This is a genomic window from Mesorhizobium sp. CC13 (genome assembly GCF_039907765.1).
GTDB lineage: Bacteria > Pseudomonadota > Alphaproteobacteria > Rhizobiales > Rhizobiaceae > Aminobacter.
In genome coordinates this window covers 154,121-169,679 of the sequence record NZ_JARDJI010000009.1, presented here as the reverse complement: position 1 = coordinate 169,679, position 15,559 = coordinate 154,121, and the positions used below count along the sequence as shown (strand labels likewise).

The window sequence follows — 15,559 nt, the reverse complement described above, 5'->3', positions numbered from 1 at the left end:
GGCCATGGTTTTCCATGGCGAAACGGCGATGTCGCGTGTGGCAGACAGTAGCGGAAAATGGATCGGCTGGACGTACTTCGCCGATCTCGGCAAAGCGCTGGCCCTTACGTTCAGCTACATGTTCTCCAGATCCGTGACCATGCAGTATCCGGACAAGGAGAAGTGGCTACCCTATCCGCGCTATCGCGGGCATCACTTCCTGAAGCGCGACCAGGAGGGCGAAATCAAGTGCGTGGCCTGCGAACTCTGCGCACGGATTTGCCCCTGCTATTGCATCGAGGTTGTTCCCTACGAGGATGAGAAGGGCAACCGGCGCCCCGCGAAATTCGAGATCGACATGAGCCGCTGCCTGTTCTGCGGGTTGTGCGAGGACGCTTGCCCGGCGGACGCGATCGCGCTCGGCCAAGAATACGAATTCTCGAGCTTTTCCTCGCGCGACCTGGTGGTTGGGCGCGACGATCTGCTGGCAAAGCCGGGCAAGGCGGCGACAGGCGGCGCCGTGGTCGCTGCCCGGCTGCGGGCAGCCGAGCAGGATGTGCGCGTCGAGGCCAGAGAACACCGGGGATACAACTGGTGGCGGAATATCCGACGGAGGTGAAGGCGTCCAAGCTGCCGAGCCGGAGCCACAGACGGGAGGTTCAGATGTTGATCTGCGAGATATTGAAGACAAAGGCTCCCGGGGTCATTGCGGTTGCCCCGGAGATGACGATCGTGGAGGTGCTGCGGCTGTTCCGCGACAGCAACATCGGCTTCGTGGTCGTCAACCGCTCTCCCGGGGAATATCTCGGCACCCTCTCCGAACGGGACTGCTGCAATGCCGTGGCCGAATACGGAGCCGCCGCGCCGACCATGGCGGTCGCCGACATCATGAACCGCCGGGTGGCGACCTGTTCTACACGTGACGGGCTCCCGCTGGTGATGGCGATCATGACCAAACGGCGGACGCGTCACGTGCTGGTCCTCGACGGCAGGGCCGTTGTCGGCGTCGTCAGCATCGGCGACGTGGTCAAGCACCGGCTCGACGAATCGCTGCGCAACGAGCAGGCGCTGCACGACTACATCGCCGGCACCGGTTATCATTGACATGCATCCGCGCCGGCGTCGCGTCGCGTGAAGTGTCGGTCGAATTCGCGCCTGAGTTCGTCCGGAGTCAACCACCCAATTCCAAGGGTTGCGTCCCGGATGCGCTGTCGACAGCGACCGCAGTTTGCGCCGGCTCGACTTTGACCGGGCACGGATACTGGCCCCGCCTCATCAGGGCGTTGAGACGCAACACGCTGTAGTTCTCCGGCACGAAGACTAGCCCTGCGGGGAAATGCCGGTTGAGCCTGAGCTTGGCCGACAGTTCGTCCCGGGCCGACCGCACCACCACCGGATCGCCTTCGGTCAAGCCGAGCCGCGCGGCATCCAGCGGACTCATTTCGACATATGGCTCATCGGCAATCGTGTTCAGTATCTCCGAGCGTTCCGAGAGATAGCCGTTGTGGAACAGGCCGTTGCCGGTGACCAGGGCGAGCTGGTCGTAGACTGTGGGCGCAGGTACCGGAGCAGGACCACCAACAGCCAGTGACACCCCGGTTGCCCCGGTGAACGCGCCATCCGGGCCCAGCGCTTCCCGCGTCAATCCCTGGTAGGCGGGAACGAGCCTGGCGATTTCGTCGAAGATCTCGTCCTGCCCTGACGGATGCAGGCCCTCGTCGCGAAGTGCGGCGACAAAATCGAGTATCGCCAGGTTGCTTCGCGCCTCGAAGGGGGGATCGCGGAATTTGGACAGCTTCTGGACCCGGCCTTCATTGTTGGTGAAGGTCCCGGACTCCTCACCATAGCCCGAGGCGGGCAACACGATGTCGGCAAGGGCAGACGTCCCTGTCAGATATGCGTCCTGCACGATCAGCAGGCCAGCAGCGCCGAGCGCCCGGTGCACGAATCCGCGGTCGGGGAAGGACGCCAGCGGATCGCTTCCGACGATGTAGAGCGCGCCCATCCGGCCCTGTTCGCAGAGATCCAGCATGGCTTCGAAATCCGCCCCCGGCGCCGTCGGGAGTTCCGTGCCCCATGCCTGTTCGAAGCCTGCACGCGCCGAACCGTCCTCGATCACACGCCAGCCGGGCAGCGCTGCCGGCAATGCCCCCATGTCCCAGGCACCCAACTGATTGGCGCGGTCGAAGAGAAACTGCATGGCCGGAGCCTTGCCGAGGGCCTGAAGCAGTTGCAGGAGGCGATCAAGCTGCTGCAGCGTCGTGCGCTGTTCCGGCGATCTCATCAGGTCGACGCTGACGAGGACCGTCGCGCTCCCGCCGTCCAGAAGGGCTGCGGCAAGGCGATGCGGTCCATCATCGCCGACGGTCGCGCCGCCATTGGTTGCGTGGTCCGGAGGTGCCTTGTCTGGCAGGGCTTGGCCCGCGGCGACCGTCAACTCGGCCACCACCGAGGCAAGGGCGGCCGCCTCGGCGCCCGGCCGCACGCGAAGGACCGCACGAGCGTCGGCGTCCAGGCGTGACGGTCGGGCCGCGAGCATGAGCAGCTCGACCCGTCGCCGCCGCGCGCTGTCCCGCAGCAGATACTCGGTGACCGGGTTTTCCTCCGTCACGTTGCCGCCCACGACGAGCACACGGTCGTTGCCGGTCACCTCCTCCAGCGGGGCACGGGTGTAGAAGCGGGCCAGCGGCCCGAGCGTGTCGAAAGGCGTCGACCAGCGCGAGGAGCAATCGATGCTGTTGGTGCGGAACACCGTGCGCATGAGCTTCTGGAATTGGTAGAGCACCTCGTTGGGCAGGCGCGGCGAAACCAGTCCGCCCACGCTCTTGTCTCCGACCTCCGCGAGGCGGCGGCGAAGGTAAGCTCCGGCCTCGTCCCAGGAGACGGGCACCAGCCCGCCGTCACGGCGGACCATCGGTGTCCGGATGCGGTCCCGGCTGGCCACGAAGTCGAGGCCGAAGCGGCCGCGGGCGCAAAGCGTTTCGCGATTGACCCCGTGTTCCCACTTGGAACGGACGCGCATGAATTCGCCCTTGCGAGAACCCACGGTGAGCTGGCAGCCGGTGCCGCAATGCGGACAGACCGTGTCCGTCTCGACCAGATCCCAGGGCCGCGCCTTGTAGCGATAGGGGAAGCTCATCAGGGCGCCGACGGGGCAGACCTCGACGCAATTGCCGCACTGGTCGCAACTGGCGAGGCTGCCCTCGAAGCCGGTGACCGCGGTATCCATGCCCTTCTCGACCGTGCCCAGGGCGACCGCGCCGACCACCTCCTCGCACATGCGCACGCAGCGCTGGCACTGGATGCAGCGGTTGACGTTCATGATGATGACGGGGCTGAGGCGGATGTCGTGCGAGTGGAACACGCGCTTGGGATCGTTGAAGCCGCTTCGGCGCGGCCCATAGGCCATCACCATGTCCTGCAGCTCGCACTCGCCGCCCTTGTCGCAGACCGGGCAGTCGAGCGGATGGTTGGCGAGCAGCATGTCGAGCATCGAGGAGCGCGTCTCGGCGATCAGCGGCGTGTTCGTCCGCACCACCATGCCGTCGGTCACGGCCGTGGCGCAGGCCGGCTGAAGCCGCCGCTGCCCGGCGATCTCCACCAGGCACATGCGGCAGGAAGCCAGCGGCGGCAGCCGCTTCAGGTAGCAGAAGGTCGGAATCTCGATGCCCAGCGCCTGGGCCGCCTGCAGTATCGTGGAGCCGGCCTCCACTTCGAGCTCATGCTCGTCGATCGTGACGCGTGCCATCGCTTCCTCGCGGCCTTCTCAATGGAAGGGACATCTCCGCTCGTCGATATGGGCGGCGAACTCATGCTCGAAATGCGCCAGCGCCGCGCGCAGGCCCATCGCTGCGCCATCGCCCAAGGCGCAGAAGGTGTTGCCGAAAATGCCCTTGCAGAGCGTCTGCAACTGCTCGATGTCGCCCGGCGCTCCTTGCCCCGCCTCGATCCGGCGCAGCACCTTGACGACCCAGTTCAGCCCCTCCCGGCAGGGGGTGCACTTGCCGCAGGATTCATGGTGGAAGAACTCGATGATGCGGGTGGCGACCTTCACCATGCAGGTCGTGTCGTCGATCACGATCACCCCCGCGGAGCCCAGCATGGATCCCACGGCGGCCAGCGAATCGAAGTCCATGCTGACGTCGAGGCCGCTCTCCGGTATGACCGACGCCGACACCCCACCGGGGATCACCGCCTTGATGCTGCGCCCCGGCAGCGGCCCGCCGCCGTGCTCATCGACCAGTTCGCGCAACGATATGCCCATGGGCAGCTCGTAGAGACCCGGCTTGCGCACCTGTCCGCTCAGGCAATAGAGCTTCGGGCCGGGACTCTTGTCCGGGCCGATGCCGCGGAACCAGTCGGCCCCGCGGTTCACGATATGCGGCACGCAGACCAGGGTCTCGACGTTGTTGATCACCGTCGGGCTGGCATAGAGCCCCGCGACCGCGGGAAACGGCGGCTTGAGGCGCGGCTGCGCGCGCTTGCCTTCGAGCGAGTCGAGCATGGCGGTCTCTTCGCCGCAGATATAGGCGCCGGCCCCACAATGGACGTGCACGGCGAAATTGAACTCCGACCCCAGGATGCGCTTTCCCAGATAGCCCCTGGCATGGGCCTCGGAGATCGCCTGCTCGAGACGCCGGATCGCCAGCACGTATTCGCCGCGAACATAGACATAAGCGGTTTCGGCGCCGATCGCGTAGGCGCTGATCGCCATCCCCTCGATCAGCTGGTGGGGATCGCGCTCCATGACGATGCGATCCTTGAAGGTGCCCGGCTCGCCCTCGTCGGCGTTGCAGCACAGATATTTGGGCTTGCCCGTCTGCTTCGGCACGAAGCTCCATTTCATCCCCGTCGCGAAACCGGCTCCGCCGCGGCCGCGCAAATTGGAGTTCTTGACCAGTTCGATGACCTCGTCGGGCGTGTGCTTGCGCAGCGCCTTCCCCAGCGCCCGATAGCCGCCGCCGGCCTCGTAGGCCGAAATCAGGTGGCCGTCCGGCACACCCACGTTTCTGAGGAGTACCTGCTCGAACACGGCACTACGCTCCCGGCGCCGGAGCGGACGGGACGCCGGCGCCTGCCATGCGCAGCCTCGCCAACAGGGCGTCCATGCGCGCGATGTCCAGATCGCCGTGATAGTCGTCGCCGACCTGCATCACCGGGGCCATCTCGCAGGCGCCGAGGCATTCGACCGTCGACAAGGTGAACAGCCCGTCGGATGTCGTGCCGCCCCTCGCGATCCCCAGGACCTGCTCCATGTGGGCCAGGAGGGCCTCCGCACCGCGCAGCATGCAGGAGACATTGTCGCAAAGCTGCAGATGGAACATGCCGACAGGCTCGGTGTGGAAGAGGGTGTAGAAGGTCGCCAGCTCGTAGACCCAGATCCGCTCGACGCCGAGAACATCGGCCACCTCTTCCAGCACCGGGCCGGGCAAGTGGCCATGCTCCTTCTGCGCGATTAGCAGCGCGGGCATGATCGCCGACCGGCGATCGGGATAGCGCTCCGCCGCTGCCTCGATCCTTTCACGCATGCCCATCGCGGCTGGCTCCCTTGCTACTTGTCCACCTCGGCCATGACCGGGTCGAGGCTGCCCAGGACCGCGATCATGTCTGCGAGATAGCGCGCGTTGCCGACCCCGAAGAGGCCCTGGAGGTTGACGAAGGACGGCGCCCTGACCTTCATCCGGAACGGCTTTTCCGACCCGTCGCTGACGATGTAGAAGCCGAGTTCGCCCTTCGGCGCCTCGATCGCCGAATAGACCTCGCCCTTCGGCACCTTGAAGCCATAGGCCGCGAGGTCGAAATGCTGGATCAGCGCCTCCATCGAACAGTGCACCCTGTCCTTGTTCACCGGGAAGGCGACGGTGGGCATGTCGATCTGAAACGGCCCCTCGGGCATCTGTTCCAGGCACTGTTCGATGATCCGTATGCTCTCGCGCATCTCGTCCACCCGGCACTGCCATCGGGCGTAGCAGTCGCCTTCGTCGCGCGTGACGACCTTGAACTCGAGGCGATCGTAGACCTCATAGGGTTCGTCGCGGCGGATGTCCCAGTCGACACCCGAGGCGCGCAAATTCGGGCCGCTCAGGCCGAGATCGATGCCGTCTTCGGCCGAGATCACGCCGACCCCCTGCGTGCGCTTGAGAAACACCCGATTGTCCTCGAGCAGCCGCTCATAGTCGCGGATCCGGTTCGGGAAGATGTCGCAGAATTCCCTGATCTTCGGGAAGAACTCGGCGGGCAGGTCCTCGCGCACGCCGCCGACCCGGCAGAATGAGGTGTGCATCCGGGCCCCGCTGATCATTTCCAGGAGGTCCATGACCATTTCACGCTCGCGCATGGCGTAGAGCAGCGCGGTCATGGCACCCAAATCCATGGGCAGCGCGCCGGTGATCAGGAGGTGGCCGGAAATCCGCGCCAGCTCGGCCATCAGAACGCGGATATATTGGGCGCGGATCGGCGCCTCGATGCCCAGCAGCTTCTCCACCGCAAGCGCAAAGGCCAGATTGTTCGAAGGCGGACAGACGTAGTCGAGCCGGTCGGTCAGCGGGAATATCTGGGTGTAGGTGAAGCTTTCGGCCAGCTTTTCGGTGCCGCGGTGCAGGTAGCCGATATGCGGGTCGACGCGCGCGACATACTCGCCCTCCAGCTCCAGCACGAGCCGCAGCACGCCATGCGTGCTGGGATGCTGCGGGCCGAGGTTGAGCAGCACCTCCTTGATGGCGGTGGCTTCGCCTTCCGGCCTGCTCAGTTCCGTGACTTCGGTCATCTCAAGGCACCGTCGTGCAGCCGACTCCCTTACGGTATGTCCCTGGTGGCGAGGTCCGGCTGCGTCGGCGGCTGGCCCTCCGCGCCAAATGGGTTGAGCTTGTCCCTGTAGCCCCTGAGCGGAAAATCCTTGCGCTGCGGGAAGCCCTCGAAACCTTCCCACATGTAGATGCGGCGCAGGTCGGGGTGGCCGTCGAAGACGATCCCGTACATGTCCCAGGCCTCGCGCTCATGCCAGTTGGCGGTACGCCAGACCTCCGTCACCGAAGCGACGCGCGGCGGATCGCCGAGGCGGCACTTGATGCGAACCCGCCATTTGTTGGGCAGCGAATAGAGATGGTAGACGGCCTCGAAGCGCGGCCTTTCGGGGTAATGATCCACCCCGCAAACGTCTGACAGGAAATCGAAGCGCAGGGCCGGATTTTCCTTCAGGAACCGGCAAAGCTCGACGATCGTTTCCCGCGGGGCGGCCAGGACCTGGATGCCATGCGCGAAGCCGCGATCCTCGATCGCCCCGCCGAAGCGTTCCGCAACCAGCGCGCAGATGAGGGGCGTCTCCTCGCTCATGGCGCAACGACCCGCTCCAGGGGCGTCCCGGCCAACGCCCTGGAATTCTTGATTTTCTCCTGAAGCAGCAGGAAGCCGTGCATCAGTGCCTCGGGCCGTGGCGGGCAGCCGGGCACATGCACGTCCACCGGCACGAACGTCTCCGCCCCCTGCACCACGGCATAGGTGTTGTAGACCCCGCCCGAGATCGCGCAGGTGCCCATCGCGATGACCCAGCGCGGCTCGGGCATCTGGTCGTAAAGCCGTCGTACGACCGGCGCGAACTTCCGCGTCACGGTGCCGGCGATGATCATGACGTCGGACTGGCGCGGCGACGGCCGGAAGACGACGCCGAAACGATCGAGATCATAGCGGGCGCAACCGGCCGAGATCATCTCGATGGCGCAGCAGGCGATGCCGAAAGTCTCCGGCCACAGCGCCGACCGGCGGCCCCAGCTGATCAGGCTGTCGGCCGTCGTGAACAGCACGCTGTCGCGGATGGTGCCGCCTACCTCTCCCATTCCAGTGCTCCCTTCATCCAGGCGTAGGCGAACCCCACGAGCAGCAGCAGCATGAAGACGAACATCTCGATGTAGCCGACGAGGCCGATCTCCTTCAGCACGACCGCCCAGGGAAAGAGGAACATCGCCTCGACATCGAAAACCACCAGCAGAATGGCGAGGACGAAGAACTGAACCCTGAAATTTCCGCCGGCGGCTTCGCCTGCGGGATCCATGCCGCATTCATAGGGCATGTTCTTGGCAGGATAGGGATTGGCAGGACGCAACAGGGAGGAAACGAACAACGTCGCCGCTGCCACCAGGACAATTCCGGCGGTCATGAAAAGAACCGGCAGGAATTCCATTCCAGCCATGGCGCGTTGTCCAAGTCGGTGCCGAAGGCTCCCGCATGGAACGGCTGCCCCTTGGGGCCAAGTAGGCAGGCCTAAGGAAGCGACTTGGGCTTTCCTTTCGTCCATCTTCGAGGATATTCGGTCGGGATTGGCATTGCAAACTCAATCGGTCAGCCGCCGAACACCGAGTCTTGCGCAAGCTTCAGAAACCACGCCGGAAACAGTCCGATGCCGACCGTTCCGGCGGCGGTGAGGGCGAGCGTGGCGCGGACCGAAGGCGTCAGTGCCGGATAGGTTTGCTCCCCAGGCTCACGCATGTAGATCACCATGACGATGCGGATGTAGAAATAGGCGGCAATCGCGCTCAGCAGCACGGCCACCACCGCCAGCGCGACGAACCCCCGCTCCACCAGCGCCACGAGGACGTAGAACTTGGCGAAGAACCCCGCGGTTGGGGGAATGCCGGCCAGCGAGAAGAGATAGAGCAGCATCAGGAGCGCGAGCCCCGGATGCGACTTGGCAAGGCCCCCGTAGTCGTCGATGGCCTCGCCCGAGAAATCGCCGTTCCGCATCAGGATGATGGTCGCGAAGATGCCCAGATTCATGAACGCATAGATCAGCAGGTAGAGCATGACGCTGGCGATGCCATCCGCCCCGCCGGCCACGACGCCGAACATGGCGAAGCCCGCATGGGCGATGCTGGAATAGGCGAGCAGGCGCTTGAAGTTGTCCTGGACCAGCGCCACGAAGCTGCCGAGCGCCATCGTCACCACCGCGATGACCGCAATGACGATCCACGCGTTCGAGGCAGCGACCAGCGGATTGAGGAAAACGCGCAGGATCACCGCGAAGCCGGCCGCCTTCGGAGCCACCGACATGAAGGCCGTGACCGTCGTCGGCGCGCCCTCGTAGACGTCCGGCACCCACATGTGAAACGGCACAGCGCCGACCTTGAAGGCCAGTCCGGCAACGATGAAGACCACCGCCAGCAGCAATCCAGGATCGCCCGCGTTGTTAGCCACGGCTATGGCCACCCCGTCGAGGCTGGTCGTTCCGGTGAGCCCGTAGACCAGCGAGACGCCGTAGAGGAACATCCCCGTCGCTGCCCCGCCAAGAATCACATATTTCAGCGCCGCCTCGTTCGATCGCCGCTCGCTGCGCAGGAAGCCGGTGAGCACATAGGTGCATAGCGCCATCAGTTCGAGACCCACATAAATCGACAGCAGGTCCGTCGCCGAGGCCATGATCATCATGCCGGAAAGCGCAAACAGCAGGAGCACGTAATATTCGCTGCTCTCGATCCCCTCGATCTCGGCATATTTTCGCGACAGGAGGAACGTAAGCACGGTGGCCAGGTAGAACACGCCCTTGAAGAAGACCGCGAAGCGGTCGGCGATGAACATGCCCGAATAGGCCGGCCGCACGTCGCCGGCGAGCAGAAGCGTCGCCAGGCCAGCCGTCAGCACGATCGCGACAGACCCCCAGACCAGGAAATGCCCCTGCCCCTTCGGCAGCAGCTGCCCCAGGATCAGCAGGGCACAGGCCCCGACGACGACCACGATCTCGGGCAGGCTCGCTAGCACCGACTGGAACAGCAGCGAGGCGGTCATGGGCCGCTCCCCCCGCCATGGACCCGCACGAGCAGATGCTTCACCGATGCGTCGATGATCGAGAGAAAGGGTTTCGGATAGAACCCGACCCAGAACACCAGGACCGCGAGCGGCAGGATCGCCACCAGCTCACGGGCGTTGACGTCACGGACTTTCGATCCCGCGGCCAGCCGGACCGGGCCCAGTGCTACCTTCCGGTACATCCCGAGCAGGTAGGCCGCACCCAGCAGCGCACCGAGGACTGCCGCGGCAGCGATGGCGGCATTGGCCGCAAACCCGCCCGACAGCACCAGCAACTCACCGACGAACGAATTGGTGCCCGGCAATGCCATCGACGACAGGACGAACAGCGCGAGCAACGACGTGCAGACCGGTGCAAGCTTCATCAACCCGCCATAGGCGGCGATGCTGCGCGTGTGGGTGCGCTCGTAGATCAGGCCCACGAACAGGAACAGCGCGCCAGTCGTCACCCCGTGATTGAACATCTGCAGCAGCGCGCCCTCGAGCCCGCGCAGGTTCAGCGTGAAGATGCCCAGCGTCACGAACCCCATGTGGCTGATGCTGGAATAGGCGACCAGCTTCTTCAAATCGTCCTGCGCCAGGGCGAGCAGACCGCCATAGACGATCGCCAGCGCCGACAGCATCAGCATCGGCGTCGCGTAATACACCGAGGCCTCCGGCAGCATCGGCAACGAGAACCGCAGGAAGCCGTAGGCGCCCATCTTCAGCAGCACCGCAGCCAGGATGATGCTGCCCGCCGTGGGCGCCTGCACATGGGCGTCGGGCAGCCAGGTATGGACCGGAACCATCGGCACCTTGACGGCGAAGGCGACCAGGAACGCGAGGAACAGCCAGGACTGGACCGAGAACGGTATGTCCCGGGAGCTCAGCGCGACGATGTCGAAGGTCTGGCCGCCCTGGAAATAGAGCACGATGACGCCGACCAGGAACAGCAGGCTGCCGGCCAGCGTGTAGAGAAAGAACTTGAAGGCCGCGTAGACCCTGCCCTCACCGCCCCAGACGCCGATGATGACGTACATCGGGATCAGCATGGCCTCCCAGAAGACGTAGAACAGGAACAGGTCGAGCGCGCAGAACACCCCCAGCATCAGCGACTGCATGACCAGCAGGCTGATCATGAACTCCTTGACCTTGATGTCGACCGCGGTCCACGAGGCAAGCACGCAGATCCAGCCCAGCAGCGCGGTCAGGAAGACGAAGAGCGCGCTGATCCCGTCAACGCCGAGCGCATAGGTGATGCCGAGCGCGGGCACCCAGGGGCGCGCCTCGGTGAATTGCATCTCGGGACTGGTCGCGTCGAAGCCGGCCAGCATCGCCACGGCCAAGGCGAAATCCAGCACCGTGAAGCCAAGCGCCGTCCAGCGCACTGACTGCTCGCTTCGCATGAATACCAGAACCGCTGCCCCCACCGCCGGCGTGAACACGATGAGGCTGAGCAGCGGCAGCGCCATCGGTCCCCCTATTGCCACACGACGGCGAAAACGGCGGTGGCGCCGATCAGTCCGGCGATCATGGCCAGGGCGTAGTGGTTGACGACACCCGTCTGGAGCCGCCGCAGCGTGCCTCCGCCGCGCAGGATCGAGCGGGCGATGCCGTTCACGATGCCGTCGACGCCGTTGAGGTCGACGCGCAGCCCGACACGCGCCATCCCATGCATCAACGGCAGAACAACGGTCTCGGAGACGTTGCTCACCGCCTTCTCGCAGCGCGCCAGCGGCTTTTCGGCAAACCACATGAAAGACCGCGCGCCCATCCGGTAGAACCAGTCGGTGTCGATGCTGATCGTGGCCTCTGGGTCGAGCGCCCTGAGGAACAGGACGAAGCCCAGGGCGGTGAACAACAGCAGGCCCAGGCTCTCGGTGACGTGGACGCCGGTGTAGGGCTCGAAATCGACCGGATAGGGCAGCAGCGCGTAGAGCGGCCCGGGGTACACGCCTATCGCGATGCACAGCGCCGCCGCCATCGCCATTGCAATCAGCATGTTGCGGGGCGGCTCGTGCGCCTCCAGCCCGCGGTCGGTGCCGAAGAACATGTAAAAGGGAAGCTTGAGCCCGGTGTGCAGGAACGTCCCCGACGACGCCATCGTCAGCGCCAGCACGACCAGCGCACGCTGGTCCTGCCCGGCGGCCGCCACCACCATGGACTTGGTGACGAAGCCCGAAAAGAACGGGAATGCCGAGATCGCGAAGGCGCCGATCATGTAGAGCGCAACCGTGATCGGCATCGACTTGTAGAGCCCGCCGAGTTCGGTGAGCTTGCGCCGCCCGGTGACGTAGATCACCGCCCCCGCGCCCATGAACAGGAGCGCTTTGTAGAGGATGTGCGCGAAGGCGTGGCTGGCGGCGCCGTTGACCGCCATTTCGGTGCCGATCCCGATACCCGCCACCATGTAGCCCACCTGGCTGACGATGTGATAGGCGAGCAGCCGCCGGCAGTCGTTCTCGAGCACGGCGTAGATGACGCCGTAGATCGCCATCGCGGTACCGAACCAGACCAGCAGCTCGGTCCCCGGAAATGCGCGCGCCAGCACATAGACCGCGGTCTTCGTCGTGAAGGCGCTCATGAACACCGCCCCGGTCACCGTTGCTTCCGGATAGGCGTCGGTCAGCCAGGCATTGAGCGGCGGCACCGCCGCGTTGAGCATGAAACTGGCGAGGATCAAGAGTGCGGCAGCGCCCATCTGCCCTTCGATCGGACCGAACAGCAGCGATCCGGTGCCAATCCCTTGCAGAACGATGCCGCCGAGCAGCACGACACCGCCGGTGATGTGGACCATCAGATAGCGAAAACCGGCGCGGATCGCAGGCCCGCCGCCCTGGGCGAAGACCAGATAGGCGGAAGCGACCGCCATCGCCTCCCAGAACACGTAGAGGGTCAGGTAGTCACCGGCGAAGACGACGCCAAGCGCGCTGCCGACATAGACGAACGCCGCCACATGCTGGCCTGGACGCGTGACATGAAGCGCATAGACCGTGCCGATCAGCGCCATGATCGTGAAGACGGTGGCGAAGACGATGCTCAGCCTGTCGACCCTGGCTACCAGGATGTCCTGGCCGATGAACTGCGCCGCGCCATAGTTGCCCGGCTGCATGGTTAGCACTGCGACGATCGCCAGCGCCGGGATCGCCACCAGATATGCCTTGCGGATGGTCCCCGACAGGAACGGGATCGCCAGGGCGCCAAGGATGAACAGCGCTGAGGGATGGACGAAGTCAGTCATAATAATCCTCGCGCCGCATCAGACCGCAACGATGGCCGAGGAATTTCGAGACGAAGATCAGCAGCACGCAGGAGCCGAAGCCGTAGGCGGCCGACCAGCCCGGCAAGCGGTCCCAGAGGTATTCGGCGTGTTCGCGAAAAACCAGGAAGTCGGCGATGACGATCGCTGCAAGGGCCAGGTAGAACAGCCGGCGGCGACGGACGGCAAATGCCTCGTTGCCAAAGAAGTCGACGACGCGCTTGATCATCCGACCACCCTTTCGGCGAGAGCGATGAAGTAGCCGGGGAACAGGCCCACGGCCACCGACAGGACGGCGGTCGCCACCAGCGGGATGGCGATCATCGGAATTTCGCGGACCGGCGCGGCGCTGTCAGGGTTCTCGGTCCCGAAGAAGGCGACGTAGCTGACCGGCAGGAAATAGGCGGCGTTCAGCACCGAACTCGCAAGCAGCACCACCAGGAAGGCGATCTCGCCCGCTTCCACCGAGCCCAGCGCCAGGTACCACTTGCTGACGAAGCCCCCGGTGGGTGGTATTCCGATCATGCTGAGCGAGCCGGCGAAGAACGCGCCCATCGTCCAGGGCAGCCTGCGGCCGATGCCGGCCATGTCGCTGATGTTGCGCTTGCCGGAGGCGCAGTAGATCGAGCCGGCGCAGAAGAAGAGCGTGATCTTGGAGAAGGCATGCACGGCGATGTGGATGATCCCGCCGACCATCGCGACCGGCGACAAGAGAACCGCGCCGAGCACGATGTAGGAGAGCTGGCTGACCGTCGAATAGGCGAGCCGCGCCTTGAGGTCGTCTCGGGTCAGCGCGTAGATCGATGCCGTCAGGATGGTGAACGAGACAAGGTAGGCGGTGGCCACGCCGAGCCCCAGGGCCGCCACCAGCCCGGTGCCGAAGACATCGAAGATCACCCTGAGCATACAGAACACGCCCATCTTGACCACGGCCACCGCATGCAACAGCGCACTCACGGGCGTCGGCGCCACCATGGCGGCAGGCAGCCAGGCGTGCATCGGCATGACGGCCGACTTGGCAAAGCCGAAGAGATAGCAGAAGTAGACGGCCGTCAGCAGCGGCGCAGATGCGTCGGCACGCGCGAGCAGGCCTCCGTCCACGAAGTCGAGCGATCCGGCAATCTGGTAGGTCAGCGCCAGGGCGGCGAGAAGCACGCTCTTCGACGCCCCCATCAGGTAGACGAGATACTTGCGGCTGCCCGTCCAGGCCTCCTCGTCCTCGTGATGGTAGACGAGCGGATAGGTCACGAGGCTGAGCGCTTCGTAGAAGATCACCAGCGTGAACAGATTGGCGGCGAAGGCGCCGCCGACGGCCGCCGCAAGGCTGGTGGCGAAGCAGGCGTAGAACCGGGTCTGGGCGTGCTCGTTCAGGGCCCGCATGTAGCCGATCGAATAGATCGACGCCGCGATCCACAGCAGCGACGAAACGGTGGCGAACACCATGCCGAGCGCATCGACCCGGAAGGCGAAATCGACCCCCGGCAGGATCTCGAACAGCTTCAGCTCGACCGTTTGGCCTGCCAGAACCGCGGGGGCCATGGAGGCGACGATCGCAAACATGACCACGGCCGCCAAGGGCGAGACGGTGTCGCGGAGGCTCTCGCGATTCTTCAGGAGAAGTACGGCAAGGGCGGCGAGGCCCGCGACAGCGACGGCAAGCAATGGCCGGATCGATGTCACCGGGTCCAAGCCGCTACCCTTTCAGCAACGTCACATCGTCGGCCCTCAGCGTGGACGTGTTCCTCACGAGGGCGACCAAAATGCCAAGGGCCACGGCGACTTCGGCTGCGGTGATCGCGATGACAAAGATCGCGAAGATCTGTCCGCGGCTGTCGGCGTAATAGTGCCCGAAGGCGATGAAATTGATGTTGACCGAGTTGAGCAGAAGCTCGAGCGACATCAGCACGACGAGGATGTTACGTCTCAACAGCACGCCCCCTGCCCCGATGACGAACAGGGCCACGCCGAGAACGATGTTCCACCAGAGCGGCACCATCAGCGCGGCTCCTTCTGCGCCAGTACGATGGCGCCCACCAGGGCGGCGAGCAGGATGACGGAGGCGACCTCGAACGGCAGCAGATACTCGGCAAAAAGGGTCGTGCCGAGTTGCCTGAGCGCGATGCCCTCGCCTCCGGCGGGTGGCGGCGTGACCGAAAACGCGCCGCTCCAGAGCACCAGCACGAGCATCTCGGTGCCCAGAAGGACGAGCAGCACCAGCGCCGGAAGATTGCTGCCCGGCAGGAAGCGCTGCAGCACCGCCTCGCGCACGTCGACCATCATGATCACGAAGATAAAGAGGACCATGATCGCGCCGACATAGACGAATATCTGGATGACGGCGAGAAGCGGCGCCTCGAGCAGGACAAAGATGGCGGAGACCTGCAGGAAACAGGCCATCAGCGCCAAGGCGCTGTGGACCGGATTCCGCGCCAGGACCAGGGTCAGGGCCGTGACCACGGACGCTGCGCCGAACAGAAGATACAGCCCCTGAACCATCGACGCCGCCCCTCCACGCGAGCCGTCACTCGGTTTCAGCCGGCCGCATAT

The 15,559-nt window shown here is 65.0% G+C and carries 16 protein-coding genes; 2 read left to right on the top strand and 14 right to left on the bottom strand.

The window, feature by feature from the left end; translation table 11 throughout:
• Positions 1-28: 28 nt before the first annotated feature.
• Positions 29-598, top strand: coding sequence for an NADH-quinone oxidoreductase subunit I (locus PV773_RS14580; protein WP_347967037.1), 570 nt, complete (start codon positions 29-31; stop codon positions 596-598).
• 44 nt (positions 599-642) lie between these two features.
• Positions 643-1,083, top strand: coding sequence for a CBS domain-containing protein (locus PV773_RS14575; protein WP_347967036.1), 441 nt, complete (start codon positions 643-645; stop codon positions 1,081-1,083).
• Positions 1,084-1,150: 67 nt separating this feature from the next.
• On the opposite strand, the gene nuoG is transcribed toward PV773_RS14575, so the two are convergent.
• The 14 genes from nuoG to PV773_RS14505 form a co-directional block, all read right to left on the bottom strand.
• Positions 1,151-3,727 carry an NADH-quinone oxidoreductase subunit NuoG gene (gene nuoG / locus PV773_RS14570; protein WP_347967035.1) on the bottom strand — a complete coding sequence of 859 codons (2,577 nt, stop codon included), beginning with the start codon at positions 3,725-3,727 and terminating at the stop codon, positions 1,151-1,153.
• Positions 3,728-3,745: 18 nt separating this feature from the next.
• On the bottom strand, positions 3,746-5,011 hold the full coding sequence (gene nuoF, locus PV773_RS14565; RefSeq protein WP_347967034.1) for an NADH-quinone oxidoreductase subunit NuoF: 1,266 nt from the start codon (positions 5,009-5,011) through the stop codon (positions 3,746-3,748).
• A gap of 4 nt (positions 5,012-5,015) precedes the next feature.
• Positions 5,016-5,513, bottom strand: a complete 498-nt coding sequence (gene nuoE / locus PV773_RS14560) for an NADH-quinone oxidoreductase subunit NuoE (RefSeq protein ID WP_347967033.1) — start codon at positions 5,511-5,513, stop codon at positions 5,016-5,018.
• Between the two features lie 17 nt (positions 5,514-5,530).
• The gene (gene nuoD, locus PV773_RS14555; protein ID WP_347967032.1) at positions 5,531-6,745 is read right to left on the bottom strand and encodes an NADH dehydrogenase (quinone) subunit D; all 1,215 of its coding nucleotides are present in this window, start codon (positions 6,743-6,745) and stop codon (positions 5,531-5,533) included.
• 29 nt (positions 6,746-6,774) lie between these two features.
• Positions 6,775-7,311, bottom strand: coding sequence for an NADH-quinone oxidoreductase subunit C (locus PV773_RS14550; protein WP_347967031.1), 537 nt, complete (start codon positions 7,309-7,311; stop codon positions 6,775-6,777).
• Positions 7,308-7,811, bottom strand: coding sequence for an NADH-quinone oxidoreductase subunit B family protein (locus tag PV773_RS14545; RefSeq protein WP_347967030.1), 504 nt, complete (start codon positions 7,809-7,811; stop codon positions 7,308-7,310). The genes PV773_RS14550 and PV773_RS14545 overlap by 4 nt, the downstream gene beginning before the upstream one ends.
• Positions 7,799-8,164, bottom strand: coding sequence for an NADH-quinone oxidoreductase subunit A (locus PV773_RS14540; protein WP_347967029.1), 366 nt, complete (start codon positions 8,162-8,164; stop codon positions 7,799-7,801). Before PV773_RS14540 ends, PV773_RS14545 begins: the two co-directional genes overlap by 13 nt.
• Before the next feature lie 149 nt (positions 8,165-8,313).
• Positions 8,314-9,753, bottom strand: coding sequence for an NADH-quinone oxidoreductase subunit N (locus tag PV773_RS14535; protein WP_347967028.1), 1,440 nt, complete (start codon positions 9,751-9,753; stop codon positions 8,314-8,316).
• Positions 9,750-11,225 (bottom strand): NADH-quinone oxidoreductase subunit M, encoded by a 1,476-nt coding sequence (locus PV773_RS14530; RefSeq protein ID WP_347967027.1) that lies wholly within the window; start codon positions 11,223-11,225, stop codon positions 9,750-9,752. The genes PV773_RS14535 and PV773_RS14530 overlap by 4 nt, the downstream gene beginning before the upstream one ends.
• Positions 11,226-11,233: 8 nt before the next feature.
• Positions 11,234-12,994, bottom strand: a complete 1,761-nt coding sequence (locus PV773_RS14525; protein WP_347967026.1) for a Na(+)/H(+) antiporter subunit D — start codon at positions 12,992-12,994, stop codon at positions 11,234-11,236.
• Entirely contained in the window at positions 12,987-13,241 is a 255-nt protein-coding gene (locus tag PV773_RS14520) for a hypothetical protein (protein WP_347967025.1), read from the bottom strand. The genes PV773_RS14525 and PV773_RS14520 overlap by 8 nt, the downstream gene beginning before the upstream one ends.
• Positions 13,238-14,701 carry a monovalent cation/H+ antiporter subunit D family protein gene (locus PV773_RS14515; RefSeq protein WP_347967024.1) on the bottom strand — a complete coding sequence of 488 codons (1,464 nt, stop codon included), beginning with the start codon at positions 14,699-14,701 and terminating at the stop codon, positions 13,238-13,240. Before PV773_RS14515 ends, PV773_RS14520 begins: the two co-directional genes overlap by 4 nt.
• A 4-nt stretch (positions 14,702-14,705) precedes the next feature.
• Positions 14,706-15,008: an NADH-quinone oxidoreductase subunit NuoK gene (gene nuoK / locus PV773_RS14510; protein WP_347967023.1), complete on the bottom strand. Its 303-nt coding sequence runs from the start codon at positions 15,006-15,008 to the stop codon at positions 14,706-14,708.
• Positions 15,008-15,508 (bottom strand): NADH-quinone oxidoreductase subunit J, encoded by a 501-nt coding sequence (locus PV773_RS14505; protein WP_347967022.1) that lies wholly within the window; start codon positions 15,506-15,508, stop codon positions 15,008-15,010. The genes nuoK and PV773_RS14505 overlap by 1 nt, the downstream gene beginning before the upstream one ends.
• Positions 15,509-15,559 lie beyond the last annotated feature (51 nt).